A 22,373-nucleotide genomic window follows, 5' to 3' on the forward strand; every position below is an offset into this window, starting at 1 on the left:
TTACTCTTCGTAATATTCTTCTGGGATTTCGACGTTGACATAGGTCTCTTTGACGTCGTCGAGCTCCTCCAACATGTCGAGCATTTTTACGAGCTTGCGCATGTCATCCGGGCCAGGCTCGGCCATATTGGTTGCAATTCGAACCAGTTGAACATCGGTGGACTTGATCCCGGCTTTGTCCAAATTGTCGTTGGTTGAGTGCAGATTTTCGATTTTGGTTTCGATGACAAAGACGTCTTCGTTGAGTGCGATATCTTCAGCGCCGGCATCGAGCGCGGTCAGGGTGATTTCTTCTTCGTCATGACCTTCGGCAGGGACAATGATTTGGCCGACATGCTTGAACTGCCAGCTCACTGAACCGTTTTCGCCAAGACTTCCACCGTTCTTGCTGAACGCGTGTCGGAGATCAGCCACGGTACGGTTTCGATTTTCGGTGTAAACCTCGACTAGGAGTGCCGATCCGCCGGGACCCTTGCCTTCGTACAGAATTTCTTCGTAAGACTCGCCTTCGATTTCACCGGTGCCGCGCTTGATGGCGCGATCGATGTTTTCTTTAGGGAGCGATTCTTCCTTGGCGCGTTCAACAGCCACGCGAAGTCGAGAGTTGGTGGCGATGTCTCCACCACCGGCTTTGGCGGCCATGATGATTTCCCGCCCGAGCTTTGTAAACAGTTTTCCGCGAATTGCATCCTGCTTACCTTTGCGGATGCGAATATTTTTCCATTTCGAGTGGCCAGCCATACGTTCGCCTCATTTTGGCACGGATAGCCTCTCAAGTCAAAACAAGAACTCGAGTTAGTTCTTTTCGAGGTCGGCGGATCGGCAGAGCAACACGTAGTTCGTGACGAAATTTGTCTCTTCTGGGGTGAGCTGTGACCGAGCTTCTTCGCTTGCCTGGGCGAGGAACTTCTCCTTCATTCGGCGGTTGGCTTCATTGCGCACCGACTTTGCGGGATCTGGAAGTTGAGTCAAGTCGATCTTGACGGAGACTTCATCCTCGTTGTAGACGCTTTGGACTTCGCCCACCAACCCAGCCATATGCTCGAAATAGCGATTTGCTTTTCGATCTTCTGCGGTCACAGGTCTTGTAACGACCTTAACCTTGTCGCCGGGTTGAAACTTCATACAGGCCATTGTACCCTCGGGACTTTCTCGCCCCTGCCATACTTTAGGGCGACGCCATGTTTAAGAAATTGATGCAAACGTTCGACCGATTGGTGGGACGTGGGGTGATTGATGATGAACTCTATGAGGAACTGGAAGAAGCCCTTTTGCAGGCGGACACCAACATCAACACCACCGAAGAAATACTGGCGGAATTGCGCCGAGCGGTCCGAGACGAAAAGATCACTGATCCGGCCGCAATGAAAGTTCGGTTGCAGGAATTGATCGCGAGCAAGTTCAAACAAACCGGGAACTTTGAGCTCGCAAAGTCCTCTAGTGGACCGACGGTCTATCTCTTTGTGGGAGTCAATGGAGTTGGAAAGACGACCTCTATTGGCAAGCTCGCTTTGCGTCTTCGGCAACAAGGGAAGTCCGTAATCTTAGCGGCGGGGGATACGTTCCGTGCGGCCGCAATCGAACAGCTAGAAATTTGGGCCGAGAGAACAGGAACTCAAATTGTCAAATCTCAGCACGGTTCGGATTCGGCGGCGATCATTTTCGATGCGATCCAAGCGGCCAAAGCGCGCGGCGTGGAATACGTGCTCGCAGATACTGCCGGACGACAACACAGCAAGCAGAATTTGATGGAGGAGCTTGGCAAGGTGAGTAAGGTCGTCGAGAAGGGCCTTGGGCGGCCAGCCGACGAAGTTCTTCTGGTCTTGGACGCGAATACCGGGCAAAACGCGCTCAGCCAAGCCGAGAAGTTTATCGAAACCGCACACGTTTCGGGTTTGGTACTGACGAAGCTGGATGGCACCGCAAGAGGCGGAGCGCTGATTGGCGTTTTTGAGAGATTTGGTGTTCCAATCAAGCTGATCGGTGTGGGCGAGCGACCCGAGGACCTGCGAGACTTTAACGCAGAAGAGTTTGCTTCGGGGCTATTCGAGTGAACGGTATCATCTCTTCCATGCGTGGATCGACTTTGTTACTGGGATTGGCGACTCTTGCCATTTGCGGATGCAAGGGAGGCGGAGGTGGGAACACCGTTTCTGCGGGCAGTGAATTGCCCAAGCCGATGCCAGTCAGCGAACTCAAAGGTGATGGCGTTGAGCTTTTGAGCAAGATCGCCGATCGCTACCAGAGCCTCAAGTCATACAGCGCAACCATCTCATGGAGAATGGAAACAAACGGCCGGGACACGATTACGAGCGAGCGACTGTTTTTCTATGAAGCACCTAACAAATTCCGTGCGGAAGCGGTGACAGGCTCGATGAAATTCACTTCGGTGTCGGATGGAAAGTCGATTTTGGAATTCACCGGCAATCAAGGTCAATTTGACTGGGTTCCGCCGCGCATGGACCAACAGCGCACGAGTATCGCCACTGGGTTTCAGCTTGCGGGGTCGCTTTCGACGAATCTGTTTTCAGGTTCGAAGTATTTGATCAATTGGATCGACCCGTCGATGGACATCGAACGCGTTAAGGAAACCGAGAATGGCACGGTCAGAGTTCGATTCAAGGCAAAGGGAAGCTGGGGTACCACTGATTTCATCGCTGATGAGAAATCGCTTTTGCTAAAAAGCGTGAAGTACCAATTCGAGCCGTTTATTGACGAATTGAACGCGAGCAAGCCTCAGGAAGAAATGCGCTCAATGAACGTGATTGAATCGTTCGCGAATGTAAAAACGGACTCAAACATCAATCCTGCGACGTTTAGTACGAAAGCTCCCGATGGAATGAAGGTTGTCGACAACCGTACCAAGTCCGAAACTGGAGATGAAATCGCGATCCAACCCGGGTTCGATGCACCGAACATTTCTTTGAAACAACTCCAGGGCGGTCAATTCGATCTCTCGGAGCACAAGGGCAACGTAGTATTGCTTGATTTCTGGGCGACTTGGTGTGTGCCTTGCAAGAAGACTTTGCCACTCACTTTTGAACTTGGAAAGAAGTACGCAGGCAAGGGGCTTGTGGTCGGAGCTATCTCGAACGAAGATCCAGAATTGATCAAAGTCTTTTTGAAGCAGGAGCGGCTTGAAGGGCTTAACGTGCTGTTGGACACCGACAAGAACGTGGGTCAAACGTATCAAGCCAGCGCGATTCCGATGTTTGTCGTGATCGACAAAGAAGGCAAGATCAGCTACGTTCATGCGGGCGAGCTTGGAATTCAAGAACTTTACCGGGCTCTTGAGGATGCTGGGCTAAAACTGTAGGTCGCGGGAACCTGTCTCGCGCGCCAACTGTATGCATTAGTTGGTGATCATGAAGAAAGCAGCATTGGTATTGGTGGCAGCCTTGATTGGTGGCGTTGTTGCGCTCCAACTTGACCGGGCGTTCTTGCACTCCGGCTCGCCGCGAACTGCCGTTCGCACCGAATATGTGTTGCCCGCTTCAAATGCAGCCGTACCCGTGGATTTCCGCGAAGCAGCAAAGATCGTTCTTCCATCGGTGGTGAGTATTGATACCGTCGGGTCGGAAGTTGGATTTTGGGGCGTAGAGCAAGCCGTATCTGGTTCTGGTTCAGGAATCATTTTCTCGAATGATGGCTACATCATCACCAACGCGCACGTGGTCACTGCAGGGCAAAGCAAGCCAGACGTGACGGTACACATCGCGGATGGACGTTCGATGCCAGCAGAGATCGTCGGCGTTGACCCCATCGCCGATTTGGCTGTGTTAAAAGTCAAAGGCGATAATTTAACCCCGGCCAAGATTGGGAAGAGCGCAGGCCTAGAAGTTGGGCAATGGGTGATCGCGGTTGGAAATCCGCTTGGGCAAGACCACACGCTCAGCGTCGGGGTGGTGAGCAGTTTGGGGCGCGACTTGCCCACAAATCGCGATGGAGTTCTGCTCGACGCGATTCAGACCGATGCGGCGATCAATCCTGGGAACTCGGGGGGCGCGTTGACGAACGCACAGGGCGAACTGATCGGTGTCAATTCTGCGATTTTGAGCACGCGAGACCAGGGATCGATTGGTATTGGGTTCGCCATTCCAATTGACCGCGCACTGCCAATCATCAGCGACTTGATCAAGTATCGCCGCGCACGATATGGGTACTTAGGCTTAGAGGTCTATAGCCGCCCAGGTATTCTTTCGATGTCGGCGTCACGTCAGTTTTATAAAGAACAGTTTGGTTCAGTGCCACCAGAAACCGGGCTTCCAATTATGGAAGTTGCGCCGAACTCACCAGCCGCTGACGCAGGTCTAAAGCAATACGATGTACTTTTGAAAGTAGGTAACACTCCGATTCGTGAGCGGTTCGACTACGTCAAGGAGCTAGCTCGAATGCGGCCCGGAGACGAGTTGAATCTCGAATTTTGGTCTGAAGGAAAAACGCAGACCAAGAAAATTAAGTTAACAGAACGCGGCGAAATTTAATCAAGTCGCCGATAATAAACCTAAAAGCAGGCCGTCCTGAAAGCTAAGATGGCGGCCTTTGAACCCCAAGATTTCATGTCCATCTTTACCGACGGCATCCCACAATTCCTCGACATTCTGCCCCCAGTTATTCGGGAGAAGCTTCAACAAACCGGCGAGATCGACGGCTTGATCGAAGTCGTACTCGACTACGGCCGCCCCGCCGAAGTGCGCTACCGCGATCGCATGGAGCGGTTTGACACCGCTGTCGTGACCGAGCACGATATTGACTTCGTCGTCAAGTCCGTCGGCGAATTTAGCCTGGATAATCGCGCTGGAATCGAGCGCACACTGCACCGAATTTCGTGCATCCGCAACCGACAAGGGAAGATCGTTGGTTTGACTTGCCGAGTTGGACGGGCGATGGAAGGAACGATTGACCTCATTGATGACATCGTTCGGTCTGGGAAGTCTATTCTGCTTCTTGGAAAGCCTGGCGTTGGTAAGACGACCAAGCTTCGGGAAGTCGCTCGTGTGCTCGCTGATGAAGTCAACAAGCGTGTGATCATCGTCGACACGTCCAACGAAATCGCTGGTGATGGAGATGTGCCGCACCCTGCAATCGGCAGTGCGCGGCGAATGCAGGTTTCGAACCCGCTGAGTCAACACGCGATCATGATCGAGGCGGTGGAAAATCACATGCCGGAAGTCATCGTGATCGATGAAATTGGCACGGAGCCCGAAGCTGCTGCTGCTCGCACCATCGCAGAGCGCGGCGTTCAATTGATCGGTACGGCGCACGGGCAGACGCTTGAAAATTTGATGCTGAATCCGACTCTTTGCGATCTGATTGGTGGGATTCAGGCAGTCACTTTGTCCGACGATGAAGCTCGCCGCCGTGGCACGCAGAAGACCGTTCTCGAGCGAAAGGCGCCTCCGACGTTCCATGTCGTGATCGAACTTCTAGATTTTGATCGGCTGGCCGTCCACAGCGATGTGATGAAAACGGTCGATTTGATCTTGCGCGGCGTACCGCCTCGCCCTGAGATTCGAGTCCGGACCGGCGAAGGCCGCGTCGAAATCGTGCAAGAAGAGCGAGTCGAAGTGGCTTCGGAAGCGAGTTATGGCGACGAGTTTCCGACTCTTGCTAGGAGACAGACTTCGGCGCAGCTGAAGTCCGCGACGCCAAAGGTGAAGATTCCTAAGGAGCCCCACGACCAAAAGGTTCCTCGCGTATTCCGGGTCTATCCTTACGGGATCGCGCGAGTGAGACTGGAGCGAGCGATTCGGGAAAAATCGGCTCCGCTTGCCATCACGAATGATTTGGCTCATGCCGATGGCGTGATTGCGATCAAATCAACGGTCCAGAACAAGATGGGCAAAGGCAAGGAGTTCGGGAAATCGACACCAACCGTCGTCGTGAAGTCGAACACCTTTAGTCAAATTGCGGCCGCACTGGACGAGCTTCTGGCGGGCGAGCGCGGAGATTCTAACCGAGAAACAGAGGCGATCGACGAAGTGGTCCGAGCAATTGATCTCGTTCAACAGTCTGGAAAGCCTGTCGAGCTTGGCCCACAGAACGCCAGGGTGCGCCGGATTCAGCACCAATTCGCTGAGCAGAAGAAATATGCTTGCGAATCGGTTGGCGAAGATCCAAATCGCCGAGTTCGAATTCTGCCATCACGGATCGCGGGACAATAACGAAATCTGAATAGTGCTATAAATTTATTGAATCAAATTTCCGGTACTGTTTGAACTTTTCAATTTGTTTGATGATGAAAATAATTATTGTTTGATCGATTTGATTTGCGCCCGCGAGTCACCTGGCAAACATTTTGTTCGCTTGGATCGTTATCGAATCAATTTCTAGCATCAAAACAGGTTGATAGCATCGAGGCGTCAAATGTCAGTTTAGGACCACTGGCACATGGAACTCACCAAATACTAGTTACGATCGCTGTAAGAACGGGCTAGTATCGTAGTGGCTACTAGCTTGATGCTCCAAAAATCGGCGCATTTTGCTCATGACCAAAAATTAAAGAGAGAATCTTTTGGCAACCGCATCAATCAGAAACTTCCAATCTATGCCGCCCGTAACGGCAGATGCACTGGTAGCTTATGCAAATGAGCTCCTCATCTCTCGCGGTTCGGCTTTAATCACTAAGCGCACTCTTCGTTTTTACACATCAAATGATGTGGTCCCGTCTCCGCTGGGGTCACCAAAATTTGCTCGGTACGACTACAAGCACCTCATCTGCTTGGTCGGGGCCAGGGCTTTGCAGGACCAAGGCAACAAGCTCCCCAAGATCAAGAAGGAGCTCACGACGACCCTCGGTGGTAACTATGCGAAAATGGAGGAGTACATCGATGCGTGGCTCGCACATCATGCGGCTCCAAAGAGTCCAATCCGAGCTCGCGAATCCCGAAGCGACTATGGCAAGGACAGCGACTCGGTGTTTTCGCAGTTTGAATCTATGGGCGCAAATGTCGTCCGAATCTTGCTCAGCCCGAGCATCACGCTCGAAGTCACCAACTCGGTCACGCTCGAGTCGGAATTAGCCAGGGCAAAGAAAGAGTTCGCGAAGGCGTTTGATAAGCTGAAGTAAACGATACGACTCACAGAAACTGAAATAGCCACTTGAGAATTCAAGTGGCTATTTCAGCTTACAGCGGTGACAATTCAGATCCAAATTGAGAAATGGGGCGGATAATGGGTCTCGAACCCACGACCTCCTCAGCCACAGTGAGGCGCTCTAACCCCTGAGCTATATCCGCCGCGTGAACCTTCATTATGGCTAGTTTTGACCTAGGTGTCAACACGCGGGTACAACGGGAGGAGTGGCGAGGGTGGCAATAGCCTTTGGATCGAATCTGGGAGATTCGAGTGGGACGATCATCAAGGCAGCCTCGCGCGTGGCGGAATTGATCGTTCATTTTCAGCTTGCTCCTCTTTACGCCACGTCTCCGATGTACGTCGAGAATCAGCCCGAGTTTGTGAATACGGTGGGAATCGGGAACACAGAACTCTCACCGCGGGCGCTGTTGGCGCAGCTCAAGCAAATTGAGCAAGAACTCGGTAGGGTTCCCACCGAGCCGAATGGTCCGCGGATCATTGACATCGATCTGCTCACTTACGGCGCAATGCGATACTCGTGGCATTGTGATGGAGACAGGGCGTTGGTCATCCCGCATCCTCGAATGCACGAGCGGCGCTTTGTGCTCGTTCCCTTGAGTGATCTTGACGGAGGATTCGTGATCCCTGGGGTAGGGAATATCGGTGATTTGTTACACGGAGATTTTGCCGGCCAAGAACTCAGGAAGTTAGATTTCGTAGGATAACCTGACGAACGCACCAAAATCACCCGTCCATATTTCAAGGTAATGGCAATTTTTGAGTTTCAGGCGGTCGATCCCACCGGAAAGGCGATCAAAGGAACAATTTCCGGGGCTGACCTGAAAGTTGCCGAGGACACATTGCGCCAGCGAGGATTGACTCAGTTCACGATCTCGCCCGTTTTCAATCCGGGCGACCCATTGGCGCAGGACCCACCAACTCAAGCCGATGCGCCTCCTACAGTTAAGGTCACTCAACCCGGATTTTTTGAGTCCTTTTTCACTCAGGTCCCACTGACCCAGATTCAGATGCTTTTCACGAGAATGGCATCCGTCATTGGTGCGGGAATCAATCCAGCTCAGGGAATGGATTCGTTAGCACGGCAAACCAGTAACGCCAAACTCGCGCAGTCCGTTCGCGAAATGGGACTTGCCGCCTCCAGCGGGCAACCGATGAGTTCGGTGATGGTCCAGTATCCCGCGATTTACACGCCGATGATGGTGAGCATCATGGTTGCCTCGGAGCGCGGCGGAATGGTCGAAAGTGGACTCAGGGACTTGGCAGCGTACGTCCAGGAGGAAATCGAAGTTCGCACGATGATTCGGCGCGAAACATTGATGCCGAAGCTGACGCTGATCATGTCCATCGTGATCGTCCTAGGCGCGAACCTTATCATTCGAATTTTTGCTCCGGGGTCACCGTTCGGACTTTGGTCCCCTCTCACCGAACCAAAAACGTGGCTCTTCTTGGGCCCGGTACTTGTGGTGATGTTCCTTGTAGTGCGGGCAAAGCGCAGCAGCCCCGGCATCAAGTACGCCTGGGATGCGGTCGTGTTTCGTATCCCGGTTTTGGGGGCACTCGTTTATGACTACGCGATTTCGAGATTCGCAAGGACGTTTGGAGCTCTTTACCGAGGTGGCGTCTCGATGGCCGAAGGTGTGGAACTCGCCGCACACTCCACTGGCAACGCGTTTATCTCATCGCACATTCTTACAGCGGTTGAACGCCTTCGTCAGGGCGAACCATTGACGCAGACCTTGGCCCAAACCGGCATGATGAACCCGGTGATGCTGGACATGTTGGCGACTGGTGAACGCACAGGTGACGTGGATCAGATGATGCAACGCGCCGCTCAGTTCCATTTTGACGAAGCCACAATGCGCGCCAGAGTGCTTGGGAAAGTGCTCGGAATCGTTGTTTTGATCATGGTCGCAATCTACGTCGCGATTGTTGTGCTCAACTTCTACACTGGGTACGTGACGACCATTTTGGGGATCGCCGATTAGGAATGAGCGATAAAGGCTCTCACTACGATGTTCTTGAATTAGAAGTAGGTGCAACTGAAGATGCGATCCGAAAGGCTTACCGACGCCTCGCGATGAAGTATCACCCGGACAAGTCTGATCTGCCAGACGCGGCAGACCGATTTGTACGGGTCAATGAGGCGTATGCCGCGCTGACCGATCCTGACCGGCGGGCAAGCTACGACCGGTTGATCGAGATGAAGCGGCGCGAGGCCGAAGCGGCCAAAAATCCGCGCCGACAGGCTCCAAAGCCAAATACTCAGCCGTTCGAACCGGTCCAAGTGACCGTACAAAAGCGCAAGGCTAGCGCCGATGAGATCGTCAAGTTGACCGGCTTATTAACGCGTGGGAGAATCGCGGATGCCGAGCGATCTGCCAGGCGACTGATCAGCTCTGGAACTCGGCATCCGATTCCATACGCGATCATGGGGGATATCGCTCGGATGCGTGGTGAATACACTTATTCAGCGGAAATGTACGCGTACGCCGCTCAAATGGAACCGACAAATGAGGTGTACCAGCGCAAGCACGAAGAAGTTCTGCGATCGGTGAATCGACCTGGACCAAAGCACCGAATTGCCGCTCAGGAAGAAGTGAACCCAACCGGAGCACTGATGACCATCGGATTGGTGACGTTGCTTGGCGCAGGGTATGTCGCCTTGAGCATCGAGAAGCCCGCGACACTGGGGCTGGAAATCGTAAATACCTGGACTGCTGGGTTGATTGCTATGCTGTTCTTGCTCGGATGCGTGGTTGGAGGAGCTCTCGGCGCGGCCAGACTGCTTGAACGGTTTACGACTGCATTCGGTACGAATTCTGTCGCGCCAATTTCGCCGGCGGTTGTGCTTGGATTGCTCGCAGGAGTCAATTTTTGGTTGGCCGCTGCGATCTATGTTGCCGTTGGAATGACGCAAAACGCATTTAATCCAGCGACATCACGGTTGATGTCTGCGGTTGCAGCGGTGACCACACTGATGGGACTGGCAAGCTGGACTGGTGGCAAGATCAGTCCTTTGCAAGTTGTCGCCTGGGGAGGGAACGTGATTTACGTCGTCGCCCTACTCGGATGGCTCGTTGCGGACTTGTACCTCGAAGACAAAGGGATCTAGGTTCGATTCCGGTAAACTTCTGACTTCGATGTCAAAGAAGTTTTACGTCACAACACCGATTTACTATGTCAATAGCGTGCCTCACGTTGGTCACGCGTTGACGATGCTCGTTTGCGACATCGAGAAGCGGTTCCACCAACTTCGTGGGCAGGAAGCCTATTTCTTGACAGGTACCGACGAAAACGGCCTCAAGGTGCTAGAAGCTGCCAACGAACGAGGAATGGACCCGATGGCGTTTGTCGATGAAATCAGCGAGACCTTTCGAGTGGCGGCTGATACCCTGAACTTCGAATATGACGTGTTCTTCCGGACGACCAGCGACCAGCACAAGCGTGCGGCGCAAGCGCTGTTTAGCCTGTTGCAAGAGAAGGGATTCATTTATCTGGATACCTATGAAGGTTGGTACGACGTCAGCGCTGAGACTTTTGTACGCGAATCGGACCTGGTGGATGGCAAGAGCCCCGATGGAAACGAAGTTCGCCGGGTAAGTGAAGAGAACTACTTCTTCAAGCTGAGCGCATTCGGGGATCGATTGCTGGAGCACGCAGATGCGAATCCAGAGTTCTGGCTTCCAGAAGGTCGCCGGAGCGAAGTCGTAAGCTTCATTCATCAGGGCTTACGCGATGTTTGCATCACCCGGTCGAATCCAGGATGGGGCATCGAAGTTCCAGGCGATCCGACCAAGGTGATCTATGTTTGGTTTGATGCGCTGATCAACTATTTGGCGGCGACAGGCTGGCCGGATGCCGGGTGGGAGAATCTTTGGCCAGCTGACGTGCACTGGATGGCAAAGGAAATCTACACCAGGTTCCACGCGACGCTATGGCCTGCGATGCTGATGGCGGCTGATCTGCCGTTGCCCAAAACCGTTGTGGCGCACGGCTGGTTCACTTTTAACGACTCCAAAATGAGTAAGTCGAAGGGAAATGTCTTGGCTCCAAAGGACCTCATCGAAGAGTTTGTTGGGGCTGGAGTGAGCCCAGAACTTGCGGTCGATGTAGCTCGCTTTGCGTTGTGCCGATTGCTCCCGTTCGACAACGACACCAACTTTACGCTCGACGAGGTGGCGAAGCACTACAACGCCGATCTGGCTAACGACGTCGGCAATGCGCTGAACCGCTCGATCAACATGTGCCAGAAGTTCGTGGATGGTGCGGTTACCGAGGGTGCAAAGCCGGTAGACGAGATGGTGGAAGCCGTTCAGACCGCTAAAGCGAATTACGCCATCGCGGCAGAACATCACCGATTCCACGAAGCGCTTGATCACGCGATCGGAGTAGTCCGGTTCATGAACAAGTTCATTGCGGATCGCAAACCGTGGCAGATGCACAAGGAAGGCGACGCTGACTTGCCGATGGTTTTGAACTCACTTCTGTACGGTCTGAGGGCTATTGAAGGGATGCTCCGGCCAATCATGCCAGCGACTGCGGATTCGATTTTGGATCAACTCGGATATGCGCCAGACCAGAAGACCCACCATTGGGACGAGATCGGCGATCCTTCGTCGATGAACTTTGGCCAAAAGGTCAAAGACCCGCAACCACTCTTCCCACGACTTCAACCCAAACCTGCACAAGAACCAAAAATGGAAACTCCGACTGAACCCAAAGCCGCTCCGGCTACTGCGGCTCCCGCGACAAAAGAGATTGAATTTGCTGATTTCATGAAGCTCGACTTGCGAGTTGGGCGTGTGCTTGAAGCCGAAAACGTTCCAAACAGCGAGAAGTTGATCAAGCTCGATTTGATAGTGGGTGAGGAAAAGCGACAGGTTCTAGCGGGAATTCAGAAGAGCTACAAGGCCGCCGATCTCGTGGGGCGCCAAGTGATCGTTTTGATGAATCTTAAGCCGCGAAAGCTCGCCGGATTAGAGAGCCAAGGCATGGTGCTCGCGGCAGATGGTCCGGACGGCACCGCGATCTTGCTCACTCCGGAAATGGAAGCTCCTGAAGGAACTTCTGTTCACTAGCTTTTTTCCCTAACGATCCACGCAAGTTGAACCGAAATATCAAGTGGAATCTGCGAATGTACTGATTCGCAGAATCCGCTTGTGGGATGGGTAACGTACTCCAAGACCGGTGGTTTGGAAAAAAGTGGGGAGCACCAAGTGCTGCTCTGTTACCTTTGTTGGCGGTTGCGTACTTCATAAGCACCCAATTTTTGAAGCTAAATGATCAGTCAGCAACGATTGTCACTGCCATAGCAACAGGCATCCCGGGCTTGAATGGCGCGCTGTTCTGTGTGATCGTTGCGCGGAAAAGTACAAAGAAATTCCCGTGGATCGCCCTTGGATTCGGGCAATCGCTCGCGGCGGTCGGCGAACTTAGCTACAACTGGATTTTGCTTCGAACAGGGACTGAGCCAGCTTCCCCACACTTCACAGATTTCTTCTATTTGGGCAGCTATGCGGTAATTGGTATCGCAATGCTGAGCACAACGACCAGTATTGTTGGCTTCAGGCGACTACTGGTCGGGCTTGACTCTTTGGTCGTTGCATTTGGCGGCGGTCTCGCGCTTTGGTTCGTTTTGCTGCAGAAGCTCTTTGGCGCTGAAGTCGGCAGTTCGGCAGAACTCGCCTACGGAGTGGCCTATCCGGTGGGAGGGCTCTTCATGCTTTGGGCGACGCTCACCGCATGTGCGGCCGCATTGCTCTCGGGAAAAAATCGACCGTTTGCCATTTGTAGCCTATTTGCCGTCAGTGCAATTGTTATCTCAGATTGGACTTGGGCATATTCGTCAGCGTTCGACTCTGTAGTATTGGGTTCTTGGCCCGATCAGCTTCTTACGGCAGGTTATTGTGCATTGGCATTTGCTGCAGTTTTTGGCTGGCGCGGTCTAACCGCAAAATCGGACGATGAAGCTGGAAAGGTCCGGACGAACGTTGTTCTCGCCTGGATTCCAATGGGCGTTGGAACGCTTGCTGCGGTGATTGGAGGCGGATTCGACTACGTAGATGATGTCAAGTTCACACCAATCACAATTGCAGCAGTCTTCGTCATTTCTCTTTTGACCGGACTGAGGCAAGCAGTGGCGGCGATGGCCTCTACTCGAGAAATCAGTTTGCTAAACGAGACCCTGGAAGCCAAAGTCAAAGACCGTACATTAGAGCTTCAATCACAATTTAATCTGGTTCGCGAACTGAACTCGACCCTCGATTGCGCAGAAGTTGTTTCTGTCGCCGCATCCAAACTTGCTCAAGAGTTTCCAGATTATGCTGTTGCAGTGGTTGCAACTCGGGAAGATGGCAGCAAACTGCCGGAGCAGACAGTGCTTTTCGGCGAATTCTCTCCGGAAACAAAGAATACTATTGTTGGCGAGAAGTTGTTGGCGACCGCAACGAGCATTGAGTGGCACGACACATCGGTGGGACTGCGCCAAGTCTGCATCGTTCCGTTGATTTCGTCTGGAGCGCTGTACGGATGGATTGTCGCGGAATCAGACCGAGAAATTTCGTCTGAAGACCAGAACAAGCTCAGTGTAATGGGCGTGTCGATTTCTTCCGCGTATGCTCACTCACAGCTCTATTCGCAAGCGCTAGATTCGTCTGAGCGTGATTACTTGACCTCGCTCTATAACCACCGCGCGGTCAGCCGAAGAATGGAGACCTACTTCGCGCAGGACGAGATTCCACCGCTTGGGTTGTTGCTCGTCGACGTCGACAATTTCAAATCATTTAACGACACCTATGGACCCGGCGCAGGGGATGACGTTTTGCGCTGTCTCGGAAGAGAATTAGCGAGTGTCGCTCCGGCAGGATCTTGGGTGGGCCGAGCAGGAGCGGATGAATTCATCGTCGTTCTGCCGAAGACTGATCTCAAGAACACCTATCGAATCGCGTCACAGATTCAAAAGTCGGTGAAGGAATTAGAATTTCGGGTGAAAGGCGGGGTGGAAGTCCTGCCGATTTCGGTGACCGTCGGTGTCGCCGGATTCCCCGATTCGACCGAACATCCGTATTCGGTCTTGGCATTTGCCGGACAGAATTTGATCGAAGCCAAGCGGTATCAAATCCCAGTTTATGATCCAAGCGAGCAACCGAAATCGAGCAGTGTTGCCTCGGGTGTCGGCGGAACGATTGATATGTTCTTGACGGCCATCGACAACATGGATTCGTATACGCGAAGGCATAGCGAAGACGTGACTCAATTTAGCCAGTGGATCGGCCAAGAAATGGGCTGCTCACTTGAGTTTATGCAAACTCTTAGTTCGGCATCTTTGCTCCACGATATTGGAAAAATTGCCGTTCCGTCGGCGGTCTTGCGCAAGCCAGGCAAGCTGACCGACGAAGAAGTCGACCTCATCAAACAACATCCGTACATCGGTTCGCTGATTGTCCGGGCATTGCCAGGGCTCGAAGACACGGTTGATGGGGTGCTTTATCACCACGAAAAGATTGATGGCACGGGATACCCCGAGGGACTCACTGGAAGCGACATTCCATTCTTGGCGAGGGTGATTTCTGTGGCGGATGCCTTTAGTGCGATGACCACGGACCGAACTTATCGCAAGGGAATGGATTTCAATATTGCGGCCGATCGACTCGTGGAAGGTATCGGTACACATTTCGACGAGCAGATCGTTTTCGCCTTTTTGATGGCGCTGCAGAATCGAGGCTTGATCGAACAACCGAAGCGCAAAGCGGCTTAATCTGCTTCAATCGCGCCGCGTAGTAACTCCCAATTTTGACCGTCGTACAGCAGGACATCAACTCGAATCGGGGTAGATTCCGCCGGTTCGAACTTTGCACAGAACTCTTCAACCGCAAGTAGTAGCTTCGCTCGTTTTCCTGCCGAGATGGACTGAATCGCGCTGCCGTCTTGGCGATAGCGCACTTCGACAAACACCAGTGTCTGTGCGTCGAATGCCACCAGATCGAGCTCTCCGTGAGCTGTCTTTTGTCGCCTCGCGATTAGCGTCCAGCCTAACGAAAGGAGGTGATTCGCAGCGGCGTCTTCGATCGCCGTTCCTACTCGACGAGCATCAGACATGGCTGTTGGATCATGCTGCGGACAGGTTCAAAGCTCTTCCGGTGGATGGCACAAGGGCCATACTTTTTGAGATTCGCCAAATGCTCGGGAGTCGGGTAACCGAAATGACGATCGAATCCGTATTCTGGGAATTCCGCCGAATAACTGGTCATGATTCGATCTCGCTCGACCTTTGCGAGAATGCTCGCAGCTGCAACGGCGGCGTAAGTCGCGTCGGCTTTCACAATGGCGCAGCAGGCAATCGGTGCCAGCGGCGGAACCCGGTTACCGTCAACGATCGCGCCCTTCACGTCGCCACCGATTCGCTCCAGAGCAAACTGCATTGCCGTCAGCGTGGCGTTCAAAATATTCAGCCGGTCGATGTCTTCCCACGAGATCGCCACGACTGAAAAGTTGGCCCGCTGTTTGATCAACAGTTCTGCGGATTCTCGTTGGCTGGCCGAGAGCTTTTTGCTGTCATCGAGGATCGAAAAGTCAAAATCCTCGGGCAGATCTACTGCGGCGGCAACAACAGGACCCGCGAGTGGACCTCGCCCAGCCTCATCGACGCCCGCAATTCCTTTTGTGTGGCTTAAGATGGTCTTCCGTGACATATCCGAACATTAGGACGGGACTAGCGGCGGTTATGGCATCAGACATTCTCGGCGAGGCTCGCGCTCCATGAGTGCCGACACTGCATCGCTGGCTTTGACATGCCCCTGGATCACCCGGTGGATCAGCGACAAAATTGGAAGTTCGACGCCGTACTGCTTTGCCAGAGCATCAACGCATTCAGCCGTATTGATGCCCTCCGCGACCTGACCGATGCTCGCAAGGGCCTCTTGAACAGATTGTCCTTTGCCTAGGGCGATGCCAACGCGGTAGTTTCTGGAGAGCTTCGAACTGGCGGTGGCAAAGAGATCACCGACTCCTGCGATGCCAAAGAAGGTGTCGATCTTCGCGTTCATCTTGAGACCTAAGCGAGTCATTTCTCCCAGTCCCCGCGCGAGCAACGCGCCTTTGGTGTTGTCGCCGTACCCAAGTCCATCAGCCATTCCAGCGCCGATGGCAAGAACATTCTTGAGCGCTCCCGCGAGTTCAATTCCGATCAGATCGTCGCTGTAGTACACGCGAAATGACCGCGATTGAAAGGCTTCGCAGACCTTGGCGACGGCGGTCTCATCCGGGCAGGCAGCAAGGGCGGCAGTAGGAATTCCCTGGACGATTTCGACCGCCAAATTCGGGCCTGAAATTGCACCGACCAGCGCATTTGGTTTTTCTTCTTTGGCGACTTGTGAAAGCAATTTGCTGGTGCCCGGTTCGAGTCCCTTGCTTGCCAACACGATGAATTCGTTGTCTCCGGGGATCGACGCGACGCATGCTCGAACTGCGGACGATGGCACGGCGACCACCACAAAATCGTGGCCCGTGCCCATGTCTTCGATGAGCCCAATTTTGATATTTTCAGGCAACCGATGACCCGGGAGATATTCTTTGTTCTCGCGGTCAGCCTGAATCTGTTCGATCTCTGCGGCGTCTCGGCCGAGGAGGTGGACTTGGTGCTGGTTTCGAGCGAGAAGAATGGACAGTGCGGTTCCCCAACTGCCCGCTCCTAGCACTGCGACATTCATGGACATATGATAGCTGGTCTTTGACAGATGCTGGGATTTTGGCTCAAAGTTTGCGATTCGGCAGAATTGGAGTTAGAATAGGGTGATGAAGCTTCGTGAAGTGGTGGCGGCAGGGCTCGTAGGGATGGCGGCGTTCGGCAACGCGCAGGCCGATTATCCGAGCGCGATCTGGAATGCGGCCGCTGTCGGGAACCAGACGAGCTCAAACCGGCCCACCACATACCCGATCGAATATGTGATCATTCACATCACCGAAGGTTCGTATGCGGGCGCGATTTCTTGGTTTAAGAACGAAACTTCGGACGTCAGCGCGCACTTCGTCATTCGATCGAGTGACGGCCAAGTGACCCAGATGGTGCGGCTGAAAGACATTGCTTGGCAAGCTGGAAACTCGTTCTATAACCAGCGCGGAATCGGTATCGAACACGAAGCGATTTCGACCATTTCGGGAACGAATCCGAACCCACTGACCTGGTTCACGGACGCTCTTTACAACTCGTCATCAACGCTCACTCGTTGGATCACGACGACCTATGCGATTCCTCGCACCCGGACGTACATCAAGGGACACAACGAAGTCCGTGCCACGAGTTGCCCAAGCACTTATTGGGACTGGAACCGGTACATGAATCTCTTGAGCGAAGGTGCTTCGTACCTGAGCAATACCGTTCCGACATTCATGACTCCAGGTTCGGAAGTGGATGTTTCTGTGGTGTTCAACAACACGAGTGACTTCACCTGGACCACAGCGACCGGGAACGATCAAGTGTCTCTTCGCACCTCACCGTCGGGACGCGTGAGCCCATTTTACATCTCGCCTAGCTGGCAATCGTCGAGCATCGTTGGAACTCCGACTGGAAATGTCGCTCCAGGCTCTAACGCTGTCTTCAATTTCCGAATCAAAGCCCCAGTAGCTGGGCAGTACACCGAATCGTTCCAACTGTATCGGTCCAGCACAGGAACCATTGGGCCGGTTGTTTCCTTTGCGATCTCGTCTGGATACCAAGACAAAGTGATCGACAACACGAGCAACGATTTTTACACTAGCGGTGCCTGGACGGCTGGCACTTCGTCAACCGACAAATACGGGACGGACTATCAATTCGTGGCCGCTTCAGCCCGATCGAATGCGTTTGCGGAGTGGTACCTGAACGCTCCTGTCGCTGGAACCTACGAGGTCTATGCTTGGTGGCCGCAAGGTACGAATCGGTCCAATGCTGCTCGTTACGAGATACGTGGCCGACGAGACAAATTGACGAAAATTGTCAACCAACAGGCCGGCGGAGGAACATGGAATCTATTGTGCCGTACGAGCCTATCGGCGGGCGGTGGCTACGTTCGAGTCTTCGGGCGAAGTAATGGTACCGGTGCGGTGGTGATGGCCGATGCTGTCCGCTTGGTTGGACCTATCCGTTGAAGCACATCGCTTTCGGCGTACTTCTGTTGAGTGCTTCTGTTGGAGCGGCACCTTTGCCTTCTACCGGTGATTGGGCAACTCCGATCACGGTTCAAGAGCCATATCTACCCCTTGCCCAGTTCATCGCGAATACGAAACTGCCGGTCAAAATAGATCGTTCGCTTTCCAAACGAAAGTTGATGATTCGAGTTGATGCACGTCCAGCGAACGAAGTCCTTACTCGAATTGCGGAAGCTCTCGATTCTGATTGGCTGCTGAAAGACGGCACTTACACGCTTACTCCCGATCCTGACCTGGCACTGAAAGAATCTGAGTTTCTGAAGGAAACGTTGACCAGCAATTGGGATGAGATTAAAAAATCGCTGGAAAATATTGAAAAATTACGGCGGCTAACTCCTGCGGAGCTTGAATCTCGGTATCGCCAAATCACAAAGAACCGAGAAACGATCTTGAAGGAACGTGGCGAAAATTGGACCGAACGTCTAGAAGCTCTAGATACAGAGATTGGCGGTGGGTTGCAGTTTCTGGCGGATCGTCCTGATCTCCATTCTGCGCTTCGATCCAGCCGCTTCCTCAGCTTGGCGGATTGGAACGATCTGCGTGCCTCTCGTCCGGTGTCGCTCGGTGCTTGCGAATTGTACGTTGATACCGTGAATTCGCGATTCGCTTTTTGGAATTCAGGAAACTTGTCCGTTTTCGAGCTAGGCGAGTCATTTGCGCAAGATGAGCCTGTCGATAGCCGATGGCTCCCGCTCGAAGAAAATTCCAAAAAATTCGAAAAAATTCCGTATGCAATTTGCTTGCCACCGCTGACTGGAAAATTGGGAGACGCCGAATGGCTTTTTCGATCGACTGAAAAGTCTGCGATGCCGATCGTGATGGAAGCTCTGCGCGACACCAGATGGAATTCGAGCATCAAGAACTCAATTTCGAACCGAATTCCACTTGCCGGGTTGAAGCTCAGTGGGTATATCCGCACTAGCGGAGACTGGATCGTGTTGCGGCCAGAGGGTGCGGTTCTGTCGCGTGAAGATGAACCCGATGAATCTGCGCTCGCTCCGATCGAGGCTGCCGACTCCCTAGAGCTTGACGATTTAGCACGGATAGCCTCAACCTTGGAGTCTGGCCAATGGCTCGCCGCCGCGCAAGGAGAAATCCCAAGTGCGCTGGATTTTCGGGTGATTTTTGAATTGCGTTCGCCATTATCACATTGGCGAACCCTAAATAAGCAGAACAAAGATAGCCTAAAGTCTCAGCGTCCAGTGCCCCTACGGGAGTTCTCTACGCCGGCACAGAATAACTTTCTGGAAGTGATTCGCGCAGCACAATCGGGTGGGCGGTTCCGTGGCACGTTTGCAAATGGTCAACAATCGAAGGCCAATCGAGATGATCTGTTCTACTACGCGGAACGGCAAATCAAACCTTGTACGCTGATTGATGATGGCGTCGTGCGGGTTGTTGGCGACATCAACAGCGTGCCAGACAGCTCTATTTTGGACCCGAGTCGCGTACTCATCAAGACTCAAGTTTACGAGTACGTCTGGAATTTTTATTACGGTCTTTCGCCTGTGGACTGCACGTTTTATTCGGCCTCGACCTATTGGAAGGGTCTTCCAAAAAATTGGGGAAAAATCGATGAAAATTCTCCGCCACCCAAAGATGATGGAAGTCACGGGCCAGGAACTTAGATCTCGATCAGCGATTGTTCGTGCGGAGTTCTGATACAACCGACTTTCTTGCGCATTCGGTCGGCATTTTCAAGGAATTTCTGTGCAATTTCTGTCTGTCCCTGCCGCCTGTGCCAAGCGCACAATCTTTCAGCGACGCGGGCAGACAAGTGATAGAATCGGTGGGATTCGCACAGCCCCATGACCTGGTTGAGGTGATGCAAACACTTGTCGGATGAGGAGCTCCCGCGCTGAAGCAGGATGAGTTGCTCGATCATCCGAATCTCTAGAATGCCCATTTTGTCGCCACTCTTCTTCGCCTCAGACTTTGCATAGTTCAGATGGTGGATAGCCTTTTCGAGGTCGCCGTAGTCGAGGTACATGATGGCGAGGTTGACGCCCACGAAGAGCCTGGTCGCTTCGAAGGAAATGTCGACAAAGGACCGCTGACCAAGTTCAGCGTTCTCGATTCCTTGCTTGTAGTCCCGATTTTGGAATTGTGCACAGCCAATCGCATAAGTAGCAATTCCAGCAACCATCGTGTCGCCATACGACTTCGCATAGGCGAGGATTTTCTTGCCTTCTTGAACCGCTTCTGCGGCTAGTCCAAGCTCGCGCAGGATGACGCTGGATGAACCTCCCGCGTACAAAATCCCTTCCGGCGTGCCTCTTTCGGTGGCCTCACGAGACAATCTGCGGTAGAGAACCAGCGCGGATTCGAGTTCGCCGATGAGATAGTGACAGCGCGCGACCAAATCGAGCACAAGGTAGCAGTTTTCGCTCGTTGTCTCTGATTGCTGGATGCTGGGAGCGAGCAGCTTGACGACGACCTGGGGATCAGCAAGACGTAAAAGCGGAATGCAGCGGCTGGCAAGCTCAACAGCTTCCTGGTGGGATTGCGCCTTGGCCCATTGGATAAGTGTGATCGCGGCCCGGACAGATTCAATCGATTCGGCAGGGAGATGGGAGACTGTTTGATCGGTGGATTGCAGTCCGATCACTGACGTCCATTTGCTTCGCTGGGAGACTGCCCAACCATCGTTCCACCCTTCGAGTAGAGGTTCGTTCGGGACCTGTAAGTTGATATCTCCTGAGAACAGTGACTCGTCGATCTGCGGTATGTCGGTTTCAATGTTAGGGAGCAAATTGAGCGTAAATCTTCGTGATTCGATCCAATCACGAAGCTCGGAATCGCGCATCTTTAAGAGGCATTGCCTGAGGCTCACGAGGGCGCGATCATGTGTAGCGTTCGGCCAAATTGCGGACGCGACTTCACGCCGAGAAGATTTGCCAAACACCGCTAGGTAAGCGAGAACTCGCTCACACGAACGATTTGGAGGCGACACCGGAATGTTATCCAGTGTCGCCTCGAATGGACCAAATAGCTTCAGCCTGCGCGACGGCACGCTATCATTTTAGAAGATTCACGCTAGATGCGCAATGATAACGTTACGGTTTTGCGCCGTCGTTAACCCACTTCGCGATAGCTTCAATCTGCTCATCTTGAAGTCGACCGCGAGGAGGCATCGCTCGAGTCCGCACTGCGTTCACCAACACGGATCGGTCGGCATCGCCTGGCTTCACAAATCCGCCGTTGATGATGTTGTCGTAATTACTCAAATCGAGACCCTTTTTAGCATTGGGACCGCTATGGCAGTTAAAGCAAGCCGATTGGAAAATGGGTCTCACGTCCGCATAAGTCATCGCCTTTGCGGAAGGCACTCCAACTGGAGTTTCTGAAGCAACAGTAGCTCCTTCTGGCGCGCTCCAAGCGAAGAGCTTCGACTCCAAGGCTGCGGTGCCGACCGTCATTTCTGTGACTTGGATAAAAGTCTCTTCATTACCGTTCTTGAGTGTTGCACCGCGAACAAGTCCCGACTTCGCTTCAATCATCACGGTGATCGGTCCGTTCTTTCGAGTCAGTGTGTAAGCCTTTAGCATCACACCCTTTTGGTTGATCTGCTCGCCAGCTTTTTCGGCCGTAGATTGCTTGCCGAGCTCAGCATTGAAGAACGCGCCCCAAGCCCACACGGCATCCGAAGAGAACGCGCTGTTGAGGGCATCTGCGCTGAAGTCGACCTGCTTGTAGGTTTTTGAGTTTTTGTCGTAACTCGTGATCTTGACTCCGTCGCAAACGGTGAGTTTGCTCGGCGACTCCCAGCGCATCAGGTTTGGCTTACTAAGGGTCAGCGTGTTCTCTTCGGCCGTCTTGCCTGGGGTGACAGACCGGAACTTGACAGTAAACGAGAGGGCCTTGTTCAGAGTCGAAACGTGGTTATCGAATGCGGTTCCAGCTCTGTAAGCGACGAGCGCTGCAGCTAGTGGCAAAGAAGCAAAAAGAAGTGCAAATTTCATTGTTCAATTCCTGATGATGATTTAGTTTAGACGCTTGATGAGTCAAATAATATCGGTACTCACAAAAACTTTTGAATGCTGCGTTTCTAAAGCAGGATTCTAAGCCGCCTGTGCCGAATAGAGCAGCAG

The 22,373-nt window shown here is 53.0% G+C and carries 19 protein-coding genes and 1 tRNA gene; 12 read left to right on the top strand and 8 right to left on the bottom strand.

Annotated features, from left to right (window positions below; translation table 11 throughout):
* A complete protein-coding gene (locus tag J0L72_07320) occupies positions 1-741 on the bottom strand; it encodes a YebC/PmpR family DNA-binding transcriptional regulator (GenBank protein ID MBN8690591.1) in 741 nt (246 codons plus the stop codon).
* A 54-nt stretch (positions 742-795) separates the two neighbouring features.
* On the bottom strand, positions 796-1,125 hold the full coding sequence (locus J0L72_07325) for a hypothetical protein (protein ID MBN8690592.1): 330 nt from the start codon (positions 1,123-1,125) through the stop codon (positions 796-798).
* Between the two features lie 56 nt (positions 1,126-1,181).
* Between J0L72_07325 and ftsY the strand changes: the two genes are divergently transcribed.
* The 5 genes from ftsY (at position 1,182) to J0L72_07350 (ending at position 7,069) form a co-directional block, all read left to right on the top strand.
* The gene (gene ftsY / locus J0L72_07330) at positions 1,182-2,054 is read left to right on the top strand and encodes a signal recognition particle-docking protein FtsY (protein MBN8690593.1); all 873 of its coding nucleotides are present in this window, start codon (positions 1,182-1,184) and stop codon (positions 2,052-2,054) included.
* A complete protein-coding gene (locus tag J0L72_07335; GenBank protein ID MBN8690594.1) occupies positions 2,051-3,316 on the top strand; it encodes a redoxin domain-containing protein in 1,266 nt (421 codons plus the stop codon). Before ftsY ends, J0L72_07335 begins: the two co-directional genes overlap by 4 nt.
* A gap of 49 nt (positions 3,317-3,365) precedes the next feature.
* Complete coding sequence (locus J0L72_07340; protein ID MBN8690595.1) at positions 3,366-4,484, top strand: trypsin-like peptidase domain-containing protein; 1,119 nt, start codon at positions 3,366-3,368, stop codon at positions 4,482-4,484.
* 75 nt (positions 4,485-4,559) lie between these two features.
* Complete coding sequence (locus J0L72_07345) at positions 4,560-6,164, top strand: AAA family ATPase (protein ID MBN8690596.1); 1,605 nt, start codon at positions 4,560-4,562, stop codon at positions 6,162-6,164.
* Between the two features lie 383 nt (positions 6,165-6,547).
* Positions 6,548-7,069 carry a MerR family transcriptional regulator gene (locus J0L72_07350; GenBank protein MBN8690597.1) on the top strand — a complete coding sequence of 174 codons (522 nt, stop codon included), beginning with the start codon at positions 6,548-6,550 and terminating at the stop codon, positions 7,067-7,069.
* A gap of 93 nt (positions 7,070-7,162) precedes the next feature.
* Here the strand turns inward: J0L72_07350 and J0L72_07355 are convergent.
* A tRNA-His gene (locus J0L72_07355) sits at positions 7,163-7,238 on the bottom strand.
* A gap of 72 nt (positions 7,239-7,310) precedes the next feature.
* Between J0L72_07355 and folK the strand changes: the two genes are divergently transcribed.
* The 5 genes from folK (at position 7,311) to J0L72_07380 (ending at position 14,854) form a co-directional block, all read left to right on the top strand.
* Complete coding sequence (gene folK, locus J0L72_07360) at positions 7,311-7,802, top strand: 2-amino-4-hydroxy-6-hydroxymethyldihydropteridine diphosphokinase (GenBank protein MBN8690598.1); 492 nt, start codon at positions 7,311-7,313, stop codon at positions 7,800-7,802.
* 42 nt (positions 7,803-7,844) lie between these two features.
* Positions 7,845-9,083 (top strand): type II secretion system F family protein, encoded by a 1,239-nt coding sequence (locus J0L72_07365; protein ID MBN8690599.1) that lies wholly within the window; start codon positions 7,845-7,847, stop codon positions 9,081-9,083.
* Between the two features lie 2 nt (positions 9,084-9,085).
* Positions 9,086-10,210 carry a DnaJ domain-containing protein gene (locus J0L72_07370; protein ID MBN8690600.1) on the top strand — a complete coding sequence of 375 codons (1,125 nt, stop codon included), beginning with the start codon at positions 9,086-9,088 and terminating at the stop codon, positions 10,208-10,210.
* A 28-nt stretch (positions 10,211-10,238) separates the two neighbouring features.
* Positions 10,239-12,176, top strand: coding sequence for a methionine--tRNA ligase (metG, locus tag J0L72_07375; GenBank protein MBN8690601.1), 1,938 nt, complete (start codon positions 10,239-10,241; stop codon positions 12,174-12,176).
* Between the two features lie 86 nt (positions 12,177-12,262).
* Complete coding sequence (locus J0L72_07380; protein ID MBN8690602.1) at positions 12,263-14,854, top strand: diguanylate cyclase; 2,592 nt, start codon at positions 12,263-12,265, stop codon at positions 14,852-14,854.
* On the opposite strand, the gene J0L72_07385 is transcribed toward J0L72_07380, so the two are convergent.
* Genes J0L72_07385 through J0L72_07395 form a run of 3 tightly spaced genes read right to left on the bottom strand, consistent with a single transcriptional unit; the run spans position 14,851 to position 16,805 of the window.
* Positions 14,851-15,195 carry a YraN family protein gene (locus J0L72_07385; protein ID MBN8690603.1) on the bottom strand — a complete coding sequence of 115 codons (345 nt, stop codon included), beginning with the start codon at positions 15,193-15,195 and terminating at the stop codon, positions 14,851-14,853. The genes J0L72_07380 and J0L72_07385 overlap by 4 nt on opposite strands.
* The gene (locus J0L72_07390; protein ID MBN8690604.1) at positions 15,174-15,788 is read right to left on the bottom strand and encodes a ribonuclease HII; all 615 of its coding nucleotides are present in this window, start codon (positions 15,786-15,788) and stop codon (positions 15,174-15,176) included. The genes J0L72_07385 and J0L72_07390 overlap by 22 nt, the downstream gene beginning before the upstream one ends.
* Before the next feature lie 30 nt (positions 15,789-15,818).
* Complete coding sequence (locus J0L72_07395; GenBank protein MBN8690605.1) at positions 15,819-16,805, bottom strand: NAD(P)-dependent glycerol-3-phosphate dehydrogenase; 987 nt, start codon at positions 16,803-16,805, stop codon at positions 15,819-15,821.
* A gap of 85 nt (positions 16,806-16,890) precedes the next feature.
* Between J0L72_07395 and J0L72_07400 the strand changes: the two genes are divergently transcribed.
* On the top strand, positions 16,891-18,222 hold the full coding sequence (locus J0L72_07400; GenBank protein MBN8690606.1) for an N-acetylmuramoyl-L-alanine amidase: 1,332 nt from the start codon (positions 16,891-16,893) through the stop codon (positions 18,220-18,222).
* Positions 18,219-19,910 carry a hypothetical protein gene (locus J0L72_07405; GenBank protein ID MBN8690607.1) on the top strand — a complete coding sequence of 564 codons (1,692 nt, stop codon included), beginning with the start codon at positions 18,219-18,221 and terminating at the stop codon, positions 19,908-19,910. Before J0L72_07400 ends, J0L72_07405 begins: the two co-directional genes overlap by 4 nt.
* On the opposite strand, the gene J0L72_07410 is transcribed toward J0L72_07405, so the two are convergent.
* Both J0L72_07410 and J0L72_07415 read right to left on the bottom strand, forming a co-directional pair.
* A complete protein-coding gene (locus tag J0L72_07410; GenBank protein ID MBN8690608.1) occupies positions 19,907-21,295 on the bottom strand; it encodes a hypothetical protein in 1,389 nt (462 codons plus the stop codon). The genes J0L72_07405 and J0L72_07410 overlap by 4 nt on opposite strands.
* A gap of 43 nt (positions 21,296-21,338) precedes the next feature.
* Positions 21,339-22,244: a c-type cytochrome gene (locus tag J0L72_07415; protein MBN8690609.1), complete on the bottom strand. Its 906-nt coding sequence runs from the start codon at positions 22,242-22,244 to the stop codon at positions 21,339-21,341.
* Between the last annotated feature and the right edge of the window lie 129 nt (positions 22,245-22,373).

It is taken from the genome of Armatimonadota bacterium (assembly GCA_017303935.1).
In the GTDB taxonomy this organism is placed as follows: Bacteria; Armatimonadota; Fimbriimonadia; order Fimbriimonadales; family Fimbriimonadaceae; genus JAFLBD01.